At 65.3% G+C, this 14,703-nt stretch carries 9 protein-coding genes and 1 pseudogene; 3 read left to right on the top strand and 7 right to left on the bottom strand.

What is annotated here, in order from left to right; genetic code table 11:
- Positions 1–152 precede the first annotated feature (152 nt).
- The 4 genes and pseudogenes from metH to AB4Y99_RS01445 form a co-directional block, all read right to left on the bottom strand.
- A pseudogene (gene metH / locus AB4Y99_RS01460) lies at positions 153–3,633 on the bottom strand (methionine synthase).
- A 4-nt stretch (positions 3,634–3,637) separates the two neighbouring features.
- Complete coding sequence (metF, locus tag AB4Y99_RS01455; protein ID WP_113252494.1) at positions 3,638–4,549, bottom strand: methylenetetrahydrofolate reductase [NAD(P)H]; 912 nt, start codon at positions 4,547–4,549, stop codon at positions 3,638–3,640.
- Positions 4,549–5,562 (bottom strand): ArsR/SmtB family transcription factor, encoded by a 1,014-nt coding sequence (locus AB4Y99_RS01450; RefSeq protein WP_038358909.1) that lies wholly within the window; start codon positions 5,560–5,562, stop codon positions 4,549–4,551. The genes metF and AB4Y99_RS01450 overlap by 1 nt, the downstream gene beginning before the upstream one ends.
- A 327-nt stretch (positions 5,563–5,889) precedes the next feature.
- Entirely contained in the window at positions 5,890–6,093 is a 204-nt protein-coding gene (locus AB4Y99_RS01445; protein ID WP_038358911.1) for a cold-shock protein, read from the bottom strand.
- Positions 6,094–6,584: 491 nt separating this feature from the next.
- Between AB4Y99_RS01445 and AB4Y99_RS01440 the strand changes: the two genes are divergently transcribed.
- Complete coding sequence (locus tag AB4Y99_RS01440; protein WP_441522127.1) at positions 6,585–7,736, top strand: alpha-hydroxy acid oxidase; 1,152 nt, start codon at positions 6,585–6,587, stop codon at positions 7,734–7,736.
- 23 nt (positions 7,737–7,759) lie between these two features.
- A complete protein-coding gene (locus tag AB4Y99_RS01435; protein WP_441522126.1) occupies positions 7,760–9,637 on the top strand; it encodes an SGNH/GDSL hydrolase family protein in 1,878 nt (625 codons plus the stop codon).
- Between the two features lie 198 nt (positions 9,638–9,835).
- On the opposite strand, the gene AB4Y99_RS01430 is transcribed toward AB4Y99_RS01435, so the two are convergent.
- The 3 genes from AB4Y99_RS01430 to AB4Y99_RS01420 all read right to left on the bottom strand — a co-directional run bounded on the left by AB4Y99_RS01430 (position 9,836) and on the right by AB4Y99_RS01420 (position 14,231).
- Positions 9,836–11,623 carry a peptide ABC transporter substrate-binding protein gene (locus AB4Y99_RS01430; RefSeq protein ID WP_441522125.1) on the bottom strand — a complete coding sequence of 596 codons (1,788 nt, stop codon included), beginning with the start codon at positions 11,621–11,623 and terminating at the stop codon, positions 9,836–9,838.
- A 286-nt stretch (positions 11,624–11,909) separates the two neighbouring features.
- On the bottom strand, positions 11,910–13,562 hold the full coding sequence (gene ettA, locus AB4Y99_RS01425; RefSeq protein ID WP_441522124.1) for an energy-dependent translational throttle protein EttA: 1,653 nt from the start codon (positions 13,560–13,562) through the stop codon (positions 11,910–11,912).
- 123 nt (positions 13,563–13,685) lie between these two features.
- Positions 13,686–14,231 (bottom strand): hypothetical protein, encoded by a 546-nt coding sequence (locus AB4Y99_RS01420; RefSeq protein ID WP_248311086.1) that lies wholly within the window; start codon positions 14,229–14,231, stop codon positions 13,686–13,688.
- A 167-nt stretch (positions 14,232–14,398) separates the two neighbouring features.
- Here AB4Y99_RS01420 and AB4Y99_RS01415 point away from each other — a divergent pair.
- The coding region (locus tag AB4Y99_RS01415; RefSeq protein ID WP_441522123.1) for an MBL fold metallo-hydrolase at positions 14,399–14,703 on the top strand (305 nt) is incomplete at its 3' end.

Below are 14,703 nucleotides of genomic sequence, written 5' to 3'. Positions count from 1 at the left end.
TTCAACAAGTCCGATCTGTATAATCGGCATTCGCGGCGTCATTCCCGGGCGTAGCGAAGCGCAGAGCCGAGGCTCTCGTTCAGGAGGGGACGCTGGGCTCGGCCCCCAGCTGGAGAATCCGAGTCGAGCCGGGCATGACGCCTGCTGCCTGCCTACTCCGCCGCCTGCAACCGATAGGCGCTGGCGTCGTAGTTCAGGATCGGCGCCAGCCAGCGCTCGACCTGTTCGATGCTCATGCCCTTGCGCTTGGCATAGTCCTCGACCTGGTCGCGCTCGACCTTGGCGACGCCGAAATAATAGGCCTCCGGGTGCGAGAGATAGAGGCCCGAGACCGAGGAGCCCGGCCACATCGCATAGCTCTCGGTGAGCTTCACGCCGACGCGCCGCTCCGCCTGCAGCAGCTCGAACAGCGTCGCCTTCTCCGTATGGTCGGGCTGGGCCGGATAGCCCGGCGCGGGACGGATGCCCTGATATTCCTCGCGGATCAGATCCTCGTTGGAGAAGGCCTCATCCGGCGCATAGCCCCAGAACCCGGCTCTCGCCGGTATAGAGGCGGATATCGTCACCGACGGCGTTCGCGGGCCAAAAGCCGATCACCGCCTTCGGGTTGAACCAGCGCTCCTCGACGACGCGCTTCAGCATCGCCTGCGCATCGTCCCAGAGCGCGCGCGCCGCCTCGCCCTGCTTCTCGTCCTCCAGGATCGCCGGGAAGCGGCCCTTCAGCTCCCAGGTCTGGAAGAACGGCGTCCAGTCGATCACCGGCACGAGATCGGCGATGTCATAGGTCCGGAACACGCGGGTGCCGAGGAAGCTCGGCTTCGGCGGCAGATAGCTCGTCCAGTCCGGCCTGAAGGCGTTGGCGCGCGCCTTCTCCAGCGGCAGGCGCTGCTTGTCGGCCTCCGAGCGGCGATGGGCGGCGGCAACCTTGGCGTATTCGGCCTTGATGCCGTCGACATAGGCCGGCTTCTGCTCCTGCGAGAGCAGGGTCGAGACCACGCCGACAGCGCGCGACGCGTCGGTAACATAGACCGTCTGGCCCTTCTCATAGGCCGGATGGATCTTCACCGCCGTATGGACGCGGCTCGTCGTCGCCCCGCCGATCAGCAGCGGGATGTCGAACCCTTCGCGCTCCATCTCGGAGGCGACGGTCACCATCTCGTCGAGCGAGGGCGTGATCAGGCCGGAGAGCCCGATGATATCGACGTTTTCCTTGCGTGCCGTGTCGAGGATCTTCTGCGTCGGCACCATCACGCCGAGGTCGATGACCTCGTAATTATTGCACTGGAGCACGACGCCGACGATGTTCTTGCCGATRTCGTGGACATCGCCCTTCACCGTCGCCATCAGCACCTTGCCGGCGGCCGAGCGTTCGCCGCCGCCATTCAGGCGCTTCTCCTCCTCCATATAGGGCATGAGATAGGCGACGGCCTGCTTCATCACGCGGGCCGACTTCACCACCTGCGGCAGGAACATCTTGCCGGCGCCGAACAGATCGCCGACCACGTTCATACCGGCCATCAGCGGCCCTTCGATGACATGGAGCGGCTTCTCGGCCTTCAGCCGCGCCTCTTCCGTGTCGATATCGATGAATTCGGTGATGCCGGCGACCAGCGCATGCTCAAGCCGCTTCTCGACCGGCAGCTCCCGCCAGGCCAGGTCCTTGCCGGACGTCGCGACCGAACCATCGCCCTTGAAGCGCGGCGCCGCCTCAAGCAGCCGCTCGGTCGCATCCTTGCGGCGGTTGAGGACGACATCCTCGCAGAGCTCGCGCAGTTCGGGGTCGAGATCGTCATAGGAGCCGAGCTGGCCCGCATTGACGATGCCCATATCCATGCCGACCTTGATGCAGTGGTACAGGAAGACCGAGTGCATCGCCTCCCGGACCTTCTCGTTGCCGCGGAACGAGAAGGACAGGTTGGAGACACCGCCCGAGACATGCGCATGCGGCAGGGTCTCGCGGATCGTCTTCGTGGCCTCGATGAAATCGTTGCCGTAATTGTCGTGCTCCTCGATGCCCGTCGCCACCGCGAAGATGTTCGGGTCGAAGATGATGTCCTCGGGCGGGAAGCCGATCTCCTCGGTCAGGAGCTTGTAGGCGCGCKKGCAGATYTCGAYCTTGCGAGCATAGGTGTCGGCCTGGCCGGCCTCGTCGAAGGCCATGACGACGACGGCCGCGCCGTAGTTCCGGCAGATGCGGGCATGTTCGAGGAAAGCCGCCTCGCCCTCCTTCATCGAGATCGAGTTGACGATCGGCTTGCCCTGGATCGTCTTCAGCCCGGCCTCGATGACATGGAACTTCGAGGAATCGACCATGATCGGAACGCGGCTGATATCCGGCTCCGAGGCGATCAGGTTGCAGAACTCCGTCATCGCCTTCTCGGAATCGAGCAGGCCCTCATCCATGTTGATGTCGATGACCTGCGCACCGTTGGCGACCTGGTCGCGCGCCACGTCGAGCGCGGCCGCATAGTCGCCGGCCGTGACGAGCTTCCTGAACTTCGCCGAGCCGGTGACGTTGGTCCGCTCGCCGATATTGACGAAGGGGATGGTCTCGTCGAGCGTGAAGGGCTCCAGACCCGCGAGCCTGAGATAGGGCTTCACCTCCGGCATCTGGCGCGGCGCCTTGCCGGCGACGGCCCCGGCGATGGCACGGATGTGATCCGGGGTGGTGCCGCAACAGCCGCCGACGACATTGACGAAGCCGGCATCGGCAAACTCGGCCAGCATCTTGGCCGTGGCTTCGGGCCGTTCGTCATAAAGGCCGAATTCATTGGGCAGGCCGGCGTTGGGATAGGCACAGACCAGCGTGTCGGCGACACGCGACATGTCCTTGATATGCGCCCGCATCTCGCGCGCGCCGAGCGCGCAGTTGAGCCCGACCGTCAGCGGCGCGGCATGGCGCACAGCGTTCCAGAAGGCCTCGACCGTCTGGCCCGACAGCGTGCGGCCGGAGAGATCGGTGATCGTGCCGGAGATCATCACCGGCAGGCGGATGCCCTTGGCCCGGAACACCTGCTCGATCGCGACGATCGCGGCCTTGGCGTTGAGCGTGTCGAAGATCGTCTCGATCAGCAGCAGTTCCGAGCCACCGTCGATCAGCCCCGTCACCTGCTCGGCATAGGCGTCGCGGACCTGATCGAAGGTCACGGCCCGGAAGCCGGGATTGTTGACGTCCGGCGAGATCGAGAGCGTGCGGTTGGTCGGGCCGATGGCGCCGGCGACATAGCGGCGGCGGCCATCCTCCTTTTGCGCGATGGCCCCTGCCTCGCGGGCGATGCGGGCGCATTCGACGTTCAGCTCATAGACCAGCGCCTCCATGCCGTAATCGGCCTGGGCGATCGAGGTGCCGGAGAAGGTGTTGGTCTCGACGATGTCGGCACCGGCCCGGAAATAGGCGAGATGGATGTCGCGCAGCGCGTCGGGCTGCGTCAGGGCGATGATGTCGTTGTTGCCCTTGAGGTCGTGGTTGAACCCCTTGAAGCGCTCGCCGCGGAAATCGGCTTCCGAGAGCTTGAGGTCCTGGATCTGCGTCCCCATCGCGCCATCGAGCACGAGGATGCGTTCACGCGCGGCCTCGCGCAGCGAGCGCTCGATCTCGGCGCCATCGACCGGAGCTGGCTTGTAGTCGGACATCAGTCTACTCCGCCGCCACGGCCTGCGCCGCCGGCTTCTCGGGCTTGAGGCCGACGAGATGGCAGATGGCGTAGACGAGGTCGGCCTTGTTCATCGTGTAGAAATGCAAATCGGTGACGCCGCGGTCGATCAGGTCGAGCACCTGCTCGGCGCAGACGGCCGCCGCCACCAGCCGGCGCGTCGCGGCGTCGTCCTCCAGCCCCTCGAAACGGTCGGCCAGCCATTGCGGCACGCTGGCGCCGGTCTTGCGGGCGAAACTCGCCGTCTGCTTGAAGTTCTGCACCGGCACGATGCCGGGCAGGATCGGGATCTCGATGCCGCGCGCGCGAACCTTGTCGAGATAGCGGAAATAGACGTCGTTATCGAAGAAGAACTGGGTGATCGCCCGCGTCGCGCCGGCATCGACCTTCTTCTGCAGCGCATCGATGTCGGCATCGAGCGAGGCGGCCTCCGGATGCTTCTCCGGATAGGCCGAGACCGTGACCTCGAAATCGCCGATCGCCTTCAGGCCGGCCACGAGATCGGAGGTCTGGTGATAGCCCTCCGGATGCGCCTCGTAGGTCGTCCCGAGGCCGCCGGCCGGGTCGCCACGCAGCGCCACGACATGGCGCACGCCGGCATCCCAATAGGAACGGATCACCTCGTCCACTTCCGCTTTCGAGGCCGAGACGCAGGTGAGATGCGCAGCAGGCTTCAGCGCGGTCTCCTCGACCATGCGCTTCACCGTGGCGTGGGTGCGCTCGCGGGTCGAGCCACCGGCGCCATAGGTCACGGAGACGAAGCTGGGGCCGAGCGGCTCGAGCCGGCGCACACTCTCCCAGAGAGCAACCTCCATCTCCTCCGACTTCGGCGGGAAGAATTCGAAGGAGACGCGCGGACGGCGCGAACCGTGCCGGCTCGGGCGAAAGGCATTCATCAGGCAACCTCGAGATTGATCTTGCGGGCCGGCGGATCGGCCTGGACGCGCCGGTCGCGCCCGCGCCAGAGCATGACCGGGAGCTGACCCGAGCCGCCATCGGCGAGCGTCACCTCCTGCGAGAGATCGCAGGCGAGCCCGGCTTCGGTGAACCAGCCTGCGATCTGCTGACGCGAGAAGCCAAGCCGGCGATGCGCATGCTCGCTGCGCAGGAATTCCATCTCATGCGGGGCGAAATCGACCACGATCAACCGACCGCCCGGCGCCAGCATGGCCGCAGCCTCGCGCACCGCCCGGCCGGGATCGTCGAGGAAATGCAGCACCTGATGGACGACGACGAGATCGAAGGAGCCGCGCGCGAAGGGCAAAGCATAGATGTCGCCCTGCCTGAGCTCGACGCGCGAGAGCCCCGCCTGCTCCAGATTGGCGCGCGCCACCGCCAGCATCGCATGGTTGGCGTCGACGCCGACGGCCCGGCCGAATTTCGGCGCGATCCGCTCCAGCATCCGCCCCGTTCCGGTGCCGAGATCGAGCATCGCGCCGGGCGTGCCCTCGCCCACCGCCCGCTCGACCGCCGCCTCGACGACATGATCGGGCACGTGCAAGCCGCGCAACCGGTCCCAGTCGCGCGCGACGCTGGCGAAATAGCTTTGCGCGGCCTCGGCCCGCGTCGCCCTGACGGCGGCGAGCCTTTCACGGTCGGCGGCGAGCACCGGATCGCTCAGATCGAGCCATGCGGCGAGCGAGGCGGCGAAGGCCCCGCCCGGCCCGGTCTCGTCGAGCCGGAAGAAGGCCCAGGCGCCCTCGCGCGAGCGCCGCACCAGCCCGGCCTCGGCCAGGAGCTTAAGATGGCGTGAGATGCGCGGCTGCGACTGGCCGAGAATATCGGTGAGGTCCGAGACCGAAAGCTCGCCTTCGGAGAGCAGCGCGATGATGCGCAGCCGCGTCTCCTCGCCGGCCGCCCTCAGGCCTGCCAGAAGCACATCGGAGGACAATGCCGTCGGCTGTCGCACGCAAACACCTCCTACGCTCGAAAAAAGATATAAAGATATCTTTATGTCGAAAACGTCGTTCGTGCAAGCGAATTATCGTGCGGAAAACAGGACGGTGTTCGGCGGCGAGCCTGCGCCGAACGTCTCGCGCAGCGCGGCTGTGGTTTCTGAGCCTGGTGAATTGGGGATGGCCTGGGGTGCGTCCYCGGATCTGCCTGACTGACGGCTCCACCGTCCGGCCGCGCAGGGCAGGCCGACCTTGTTCACGGCAGCGCCCATCGACGATGGGACAATTCTCCGCCGCTCCAACCGGAGCGGCGGGTCGCATAGGTCACGAGATCGGTTGGTTCAGAGGAGCTTCAGATCCCCTGCCGCAGTCTTGCCGCGCTCCGTCTTGAGCTCGAACGCGATTTTCTGCCCTTCCGTCAGCGTCATCATGCCGGCTTCCTTTACGGCAGTGATGTGCACGAACACATCCTTGCCGCCGTCCGCCGGTTGAATGAAGCCGTATCCTTTCTCGGTATTGAACCATTTAACGGTTCCGGTCGCCATCGCCATATCCCTCGAAGCCGCGCCCACCAGCCCTCGGACCGCAATCCGCAAGCCGGCAATAAAGAATTGACCGAAAATTCGACCTTGTCGAGGCCAAAGGCAAGGCAGACGAAACGTTGTGATTTAAGACTTCGCCAAGATCACCCGGCTCTGACCTCTATGGGGAACGAAGCGTCGGGATGGAATTCGCCTTCACCCGAGGCGGGAATGCCATGCCGCCTCCCCAAAGGGCCGTCGCCGCACGCCACCCCGAGCGAGAAGGCACCCGCCGAGCCTTGCCGGCCGGAGCCTGACTTTGCGGAATGTAGCCGCTCCGTTTTGCCTGCAACTGCCCCGACCCCGTCGCCTGCGGCATAGCGGCCTGCTCCGGGAGTGTTGCCTGCCACCGCCATCTGTGCGACCGAGCAGGTCTCGACTGTCCAGGGCATTGTCGTGGCGAAAATCGGTTTTCGCGAAGGCAATGCCGAGAGGAATTTGGAGCCGCAACGACCATGGCCCAGCCCCTGACCATCGAAGATCTGCGCCTGCTGGCGAAGCGCCGCGTGCCGCGCATGTTCTACGATTACGCCGATTCCGGCGCCTGGACCGAGGGCACCTATCGCGCCAACGAGGCCGACTTCGCCAAGATCAAGCTGCGCCAGCGCGTCGCCGTCRACATGACGAACCGCTCGCTCGCCAGCGAGATGATCGGCCAGCCGGTTGCGATGCCCGTCRCGCTCGCTCCCACCGGCCTCACCGGCATGCARCACGCCGACGGCGAGATCCTCGCCGCCAAGGCCGCCGCCAAGGCGGGCGTGCCCTTCACGCTCTCGACCATGAGCATCTGCTCGATCGAGGATGTCGCGAACCACACCAGCGCGCCCTTCTGGTTCCAGCTCTATGTGATGAAGGATCGCGACTTCATCTCCCGCCTGATCCAGCGCGCCAAGGCGGCGGGCTGCTCGGCGCTGGTCCTGACCCTCGACCTGCAGATCCTCGGCCAGCGCCACAAGGACATCCGCAACGGCCTCTCCGCCCCGCCGAAGCCGACGCTGGCCAATCTCATCAACCTCGCCTTCAAGCCGCGCTGGTGCCTGAAGATGCTGGACACGCCGCGCCGGCAGTTCGGCAACATCGTCGGCCACGTCACCGGCGTCGCTGACATGTCCTCGCTCTCCTCCTGGACCGCCAGCCAGTTCGACCCGAAGCTGAACTGGGACGATGTCCAGTGGATCAAGGAGCAATGGGGCGGCAAGCTGATCCTGAAGGGCATCCTCGATCCCGAGGACGCCGAGATGGCCGCGAAAAGCGGCGCCGACGCCCTGATCGTCTCGAACCATGGCGGCCGCCAGCTCGATGGCGCGCTGTCCTCGATCGAGGCCCTGCCCGGCATCGTCGAGCAGGTCGGCAACCGCATCGAGGTGCTGTTCGACGGCGGCATCCGCTCGGGTCAGGACGTGCTCAAGGCGGTCGCGCTCGGCGCCAAGGGCACCTTCATCGGCCGCGCCTTCCTCTACGGGCTCGGTGCGATGGGCGAGCAGGGCGTGACGGCCGCGCTCGACATCATCCGCAAGGAGCTCGACGTCACCATGGCGCTCTGCGGCAAGCGCGACATCAAGGATGTCGACGCCAGCATCCTCGTCGGCGGCAAGCCGAAGCACTGATCGACCGGCAGGGAAGACGCGCCGTGAGACGGCAAGACGATGTATCGGTCGAGGCGGCCGGGCCGGCCGCTCGGGCCGCGACCGCTGGTGCGGGCACGGGGTGGTGGCGGCTGAACGGCCCCTCCTTCGCCGAGCGCCTGGCCGCCGCCGCCAACCGGCCGGCCGGCTTCGACTATCTGCGCTTGCTGCTCTCGACCCTCGTCATCGTCACCCATGCGGTCGGCGTGGCCTATGGCGTCGGCGAGACGTTGCGTGTCTTCGGCGGCGCATGGCGCCCGGCGGTCGCGCTGATCCTGCCAATGTTCTTCGCGCTCAGCGGCTTTCTCGTCGCCGGCAGCCTCGAGCGCTGCCGGTCGCTGATCTCCTTTCTCGGCCTGCGCCTGATCCGGCTGGTGCCGGCGCTCGCCGTGGAGACCTTTGCCGCCGCCATCATCATCGGCGCGATCTTCACGACGCTGCCGCTGACGGAGTATTTTAGCAGTCCGCTCTTCCGGCAGTATTTCCTGAACATCCTCGGCGTCGTCCAGTTTCTCCTGCCGGGCGTGTTTCTGGGCAATCCCTGGTCAGGACTGGTCAACGGCCAGCTCTGGACCCTGCCCTGGGAACTGTACTGCTACCTGATCATCGCCGGCATCACCGCGCTGGGGCTGTTGCGCCGGGAGGATCGCGCGCTTGCAACGATCCTCATCGTCCACGCCGTCATTTTCGTCATCTACGTTCTGATCAGGCGTCACCAGCCGGGCGTCACCGTTTCGGGCCCCGTGCTGATCCTCTGCTTCCTCTATGGAATCGGCGTCTATCTGTTCCGGAAGCGGATCATCTGGAGCAAGGCGCTGTTCGCGCTGGCCCTCGCCGCGACGCTGCTGGGGCTGAGCGTCCCCGGCGGCGACTACCTGATCGCCCTGCCCTGCGCCTATCTCACCGCCTTCCTCGGGCTCACCAGCCCGCGCCGCAGCTGGCTGGTCTCGTCGGGCGACTATTCCTACGGCCTGTTCCTCTACGGCTTCCCGATCCAGCAGGCCGTGGTCGCGACCTTCGGCGCGGGCCAGTCCTGGTGGGCCAATGCCGCCATCTCCTGGTGCCTGGCCTTCGCTCTCGCCTTCCTCTCCTGGCATCTCGTCGAAAAGAACGCCATGAAGCTACGCCCCCGCCTCCTTGCGACCGAAGCAAGCCTGCTCGCGCGCCTGCCGGCGCCGGATGCGTTTACTGGCTGGCTCCGCTCCCGCCGCGTCCTTACCGCCCTCGCCATGGTGCTCGTCGCCGCCGCCGCCACCGGCACCTATCTCGCGCTGCGCAAACCGGCGGAGAACTTCCCGTTACTGGCCCGGCTCGCGGTCATCAACGCCCATATCGGCGAGGCCGATCCCGACTATGTCTTCATCGCCGGCGATTCCAATGCCGAGATGATCAACGCGACCCATCGCCTCTGCGGCCGCAATGTCGTCAATGCCGGCATCAGCGGCGCCAAGATGACGGATATGAACGGCCATTGGGCGACATTCGCCTTTACGAAGAAGCCCGGCAGCATCGTCATCCTGATCGGCACCAACGATCTGCATCGCAAACGCAAGCCGACCCAGCCGAAATACCTCGACGCCTTCGAACGCAATGCCGACCGGCTGATCGCCAGCGCGGCCGCTCTGTCCACAAAGGTCTTCGTCGCCGCGGTTCCCCCGGCGGAGCCCGGAATGATCAAATATTACGAGCCGGCAGCGGTGGTCGCGCTGTCCGAGAGGCTGAAGCGGGCCTGCGATCGCCACGCCTGCACCTTCATCGACCCCTTCGCCGGCACCCGCGACGGAACCGAGGGCTTCGCCAAGCCGGACAGCACCCATGACGGCATCCATGTCCGCTCCTATCGGGACGCCATGGCATCGGTCGAGGCCCAAATCTGTAGCTGACCGGGCAGCGCTCTGCACTCTGGCGCATGGATCTCGTTAGACCGCCGGCCCGGAAACTGGTCTGGCCCGGCGGATCAAATCCACCGGGCCTTTGCATGGCGAGATCACCGCTTCACGCCCAATGGGGCATGGCGATGGATCGGAGGTCTTTAGAGCGGCCCCTCGCCGGAAAGCTCCCGGCGAGGGGTTGCTCATGGCTCAGCTGCGATACCAGGCCCCCAGGTTCCAGGTATCGACGTCCCAGCCCGAGTGGTCATGCGCGAGGTTCTGCGCAGCGGAGACCACCTTCGTCCGCGACAGGACCGGCAGGATGACATTGGCCTCGCAGAAGATCTCGTTGACCTTGATCAGCAGCGCTGCGCGCTTGGCCGGATCGAGCTCCTTCTGCGCCTCCCGATAGGCCTTGTCGGCCTCCGGGTCGGTGTAGCGCGAGACGTTGCGGCCCAGCCACTTGTTCTCCTTGCTGGCGACTTCCCAGGAGGTGAACTGGTTGAGGAAGCGCTCCGGATCGGGCTGCGGCTGCGTCGTGGTGTACATCTCGATGTCGGTATAGAGCTTGGTGTAGGTGTCGGGGTTGGCGACGTCCGACGAGAAGAACACCGAGGCCGTGACCGACTTCAGCTCGAGCTCGATACCGGCCTTCTGGCAGGCCTGCTTGATGATCGCCTGGACCTTCTGGCGCGGCGCGTTGATCGAGGTCTGGAAGACGTATTTGAGCTTCTTGCCATCCTTCTCGCGGATGCCGTCGGAGCCCTTCTTCCAGCCGGCATCGTCGAGGATCTGGTTCGCCTTGGCGATGCTGAACTCGTATTTCAGCTTCTCCGACTTGAACTGCTTCGGCTGGTTGACGAAGCTCGCGGTCGGGATGCCGGCGCGGCCATAGATGAACTTCTGGATCGAGTCGCGGTCGATCAGCAGGTTGATCGCCTGGCGCACGGCCGGGTCCRWCAGCGTCGGGTGCTTGGTCTTCTTGCTCGAGCGCTCGCCGTCGACCTCGGTCCACGGATCGGTCGTGTTCAGCGTGATGAACTCGATGTCACCGGCCACCGCGACGCTGACCTTGCCGCGCCCACCGGTCTCCATGCGCTTGAGCACATCCTCTTCGACCAGCGAGTCCCAGGCATAGTCGTATTCGCCGGTCTGCAGCACGGCGCGCGCCGCCGAGACCGCGTCACCGCCGCCCTTGACCTCGAAGGTGTCGAAGAAGGGCTGGTTCGCGACGTGATACTCGGTGTTGCGCTCGGTCCGGATGATGTCGCCCGGCTTGAACTCGACGAACTTGTAGGGGCCGGTGCCGACCGGCTTGAGGTTGGCCGGGGCCTCGCGCGACTTGGCGCCCTTGTACTCGCCGAAATGGTGCTTCGGGATGATCATGCCGGCGACGCCGACAAAAGGATCGGCCCAGAACGGGGTCGGCTCCTTGAAGATCACCTTGACCGTGAGATCGTCGACCTTTTCGACCTYGATGTTGGCATAGGCGCCGGTGGTGTAGGCGGCGGTCGCCGGGTCGGCGGCGTATTCCCAGGTGAAGACGACGTCATCGGCCGTGAACGGCTTGCCGTCATGCCACTTCACGCCGGGCTTCAGCTTCCAGGTCACGGTCTTGCCGTCCTCGGACAGGCCGCCATTGGCCTTGCTGGGAACTTCGGCAGCGAGTTGCGGGAAGAGATTGCCCTCCTTGTCCCAGCCGGCCAGCGGCTCGTAGAAGATGCGCGAGGCGATCTGGTCCTTGGTGCCCGAGGCGAAATGCGGGTTCAGCAGGGTCGGCGCCTGCCAGAGCAGCATCTTGAGCGGGCCGCCACCACCGGCCTTGGTCGGCTTGTATTCGAGCGTGGCATTCGCCATCGCCACGCCATTCCAGGCCAGAATCTGGCTCGCGATCGGGGCGGTGATGCCGACCGCCGCCAATTTCCGAATGAAGGAACGCCGTGACAGGCGGCCATCCTTCAGATTTTCAACCATATCCTGGATATACTCGCTGCTCATAGCCGACCTTCGCGTTACGCAGAGAAGATGCCGTTCAATAATTGAACCGGCTCTAGACTTACCTTGGAGAATCCAAAGCCTGACGAAGCTTTGGATTCCGCCTCGTCGTAAGGAGACCTACCTTAAGCCGACCTTAAAGTGACCGATGATCGGGGCATGGCCGGGCAGCGTGCCGGGCATTGCGGCATAATGCAGCGGGACGTGCGGCCGAGTCACAGCCGGCAAACGGAAAAGCCCCGCGACAGACGAGCTGTCGCGGGGCTTTTTCAGTTCCGAATCGGAAGGCTCAGCGCGTGAACTTCTTGTACTGGATGCGCTTCGGGATGGTCGAGTCGATGCCGAGGCGGCGCTGCTTGTCCTCCTCGTATTCGGCGAAGTTGCCCTCGAACCACTCGACATGGCTGTCGCCCTCGAAGGCGAGGATGTGGGTCGCGATGCGGTCGAGGAACCAGCGATCGTGGCTGATGATCACGGCGCAGCCGGCGTAATCCTCCAGCGCCTCTTCGAGCGCGCGCAGCGTATCGACGTCGAGGTCGTTGGTCGGCTCGTCGAGCAGCAGGACGTTGGCGCCGCTCTTCAGCATCTTGGCGAGATGGACGCGGTTGCGCTCACCGCCCGAGAGCGAGCCGACCTTCTTCTGCTGGTCGCCGCCCTTGAAGTTGAAGGCCGAGCAATAAGCCCGCGAATTGATCTCTTTCTTGCCGAGATAGATGATGTCGTTGCCGCCCGAGATCTCCTCCCAGACGTTCTTCTTGTCGTCGAGCGAGTCGCGGCTCTGGTCGACATAGCCGAGCTGGACGCTCTCGCCGATCTTGATCGTGCCGGCATCGGGCTTCTCGACGCCGGTGATCATCTTGAACAGCGTCGTCTTGCCGGCGCCGTTSGGSCCGATSAYGCCGACGATGCCGCCCGGCGGCAGCTTGAAGGASAGCCCGTCGATCAGRAGCTTGTCCTGGAAGCCCTTCGASAGRTYSTCGAAATCGACGACATTGTTGCCGAGCCGCTCGGCGATCGGAATGATGATCTGGGCGGTGTCGGGGCCCTTGTTCGAGGCCTTCTGCACCAGCTCGTCATAGCGCTGGATGCGGGCCTTGCTCTTGGCCTGGCGCGCTTTCGGCGAGGCCGAGATCCATTCCTGCTCGCGCTCCAGGGTCTTCTGACGCGAGACGTCCTCGCGGCCTTCCTGGGCGAGACGCTTCTGCTTCTGCACCGACCAGGACGAGTAGTTGCCCTCATAGGGGATGCCCTGGCCGCGATCGAGCTCGAGGATCCAGCTCGTGACGTTGTCGAGGAAGTAGCGATCGTGGGTGACGATCAGGATCGCGCCCGGATAGCTCCGCAGATGGCCTTCGAGCCAGGCGGTGGTCTCGGCGTCGAGATGGTTGGTCGGCTCGTCGAGCAGCAAGAGCTCGGGCTGTTCCAGCAGCAGCTTGCAGAGCGCGACGCGGCGACGCTCGCCGCCCGAGAGCTTGTCCACGGCCCAGTCGTCSGGCGGGCAGCGCARCGCGTCCATCGCCTGGTCGACCTTGGARTCGAGATCCCACAGCCCCTTCGCTTCGATCTCGTCCTGGAGATTGGTCATCTCGTCGGCGGTCTCGTCGGAATAGTTCATGGCGAGCTCGTTGTAGCGGTCGAGGATCGCCTTCTGCGGTGCGACGCCGAGCATGATGTTGTCGCGGACGTTCAGCGTCTCGTCGAGCTTCGGCTCCTGCGGCAGGTAGCCGACGCGCGCGCCTTCCGCGACCCAGGCCTCGCCGGTCCACTCCTTGTCGAACCCGGCCATGATCTTGAGCAGGGTCGACTTACCGGCACCGTTGACGCCGAGCACGCCGATCTTGGCGTCCGGGTAGAAGGACAGGTGGATGTCCTTCAGCACCTGCTTGCCGCCCGGATAGGTCTTGGACAGGCCGCGCATATGGTAGATGAACTGACGGGACATGGGGCGAGCGGGCTCCGCTTTCAAACGCTTGGCGACGGGATGTCGGGAAATCTGGCCGCTATGTAGCGAGCGCGGCCAAAGCCCGCAACCGCGAGCAGGCCGGCACGAGGCATATTCGCGGTCTCAGCGCCAGGCGCGCCCGCTGGCATCGCTGCAGCCATAGGGCGGGATTGCGCGCGCGAACCGCTCTTTCAAGCGGCTGCAGCCCCAGGCGCGCAAGGGCTCGGGCAGGCGGCTGTTGATGTCGATGCCAATCTCGTCATACGGGCTCGCGGCATTGGCGACATAGTCGTACCAGCGATAGCCGATCGTCAGGCCGCATCCGATCACAGTCGAGAGCACGACGAGCGCGATGAAGCGAAGCGGCCTCATCCTGGCCGGCTGAGGCTGCGGCCTTCCCTCCGCGGTCGCGCGGCGTTGGCGCATCGCGGCGATCTGCGCGAAGATCAGCAGCACGACGCTCAAGCCGATGGCGATGCCGCCATACTGGCCGAGCAGGGGCAGTATCTCCGCCTTCACGAATTGCTTCCCGTCCGTGTCGGGAATGAGGAAGCGCGCGCCGCCATCGACCCGCTCCCAGCCGGAAATCCGGAAAACATAGAAGAACGCGACGAGGCCGCCGGCCAGGAACAGCAGAGCGACGAATCTGAGGCGGTTTGCGACCGACATGGCGTCCTCGCGAAGACGGAACGCCCCGATTGCCCGAAGGCAGAAGCTCTGTCCAGCGCCGTCACGAAACCRCCATCTCGGCGCGCGGCCCCTTCCCCCGGCACGACTTTTGCCGGAAGCTCCCATGACCTGAACTCATTTGGCCCGAATGCTGCTGGAGCCCGCCAGTGAGCCTGCCCGCCATCCTGTTGCGCCTGCTTGCGAGCCTCACCTTCGCGCTGCTGGCGACGGCCCACGCCCGCGCCCAGTCGAACGAGCCCGGCTGCCGTCCGGAGATGGCGAGCTATCGCCTGCCGATCCAGCGCGTCCAGCTCGCGAAGGACGAGGCAAGGCTCACCTTCGTCGGCCACGCCACTTTCCTGATCGAGACGCCGGGCGGGGTGAAGATCGCGACCGACTACAACGACTATGTCCGCCCGCCAGTGACGCCCGACATCGCCACGATGAACAAGGCGCACTCGACGCACTACTC

This window comes from Allobosea sp. TAB14 (assembly GCF_052113865.1).
Lineage (GTDB): Bacteria > Pseudomonadota > Alphaproteobacteria > Rhizobiales > Beijerinckiaceae > Allobosea > Allobosea spartocytisi.
This window is presented reverse-complemented; position numbering and strand designations above follow the sequence as displayed.

Bases quoted from the DNA above. Each gene is read 5' to 3' on its own strand.
- AB4Y99_RS01445 (WP_038358911.1), bottom strand. From the start codon at position 6,093: ATGGCGACCGGAACCGTTAAATGGTTCAATACCGAGAAAGGATACGGC.
- metF (WP_113252494.1), bottom strand. From the start codon at position 4,549: ATGAATGCCTTTCGCCCGAGCCGGCACGGTTCGCGCCGTCCGCGCGTC.
- AB4Y99_RS01420 (WP_248311086.1), bottom strand. From the start codon at position 14,231: ATGTCGGTCGCAAACCGCCTCAGATTCGTCGCTCTGCTGTTCCTGGCC.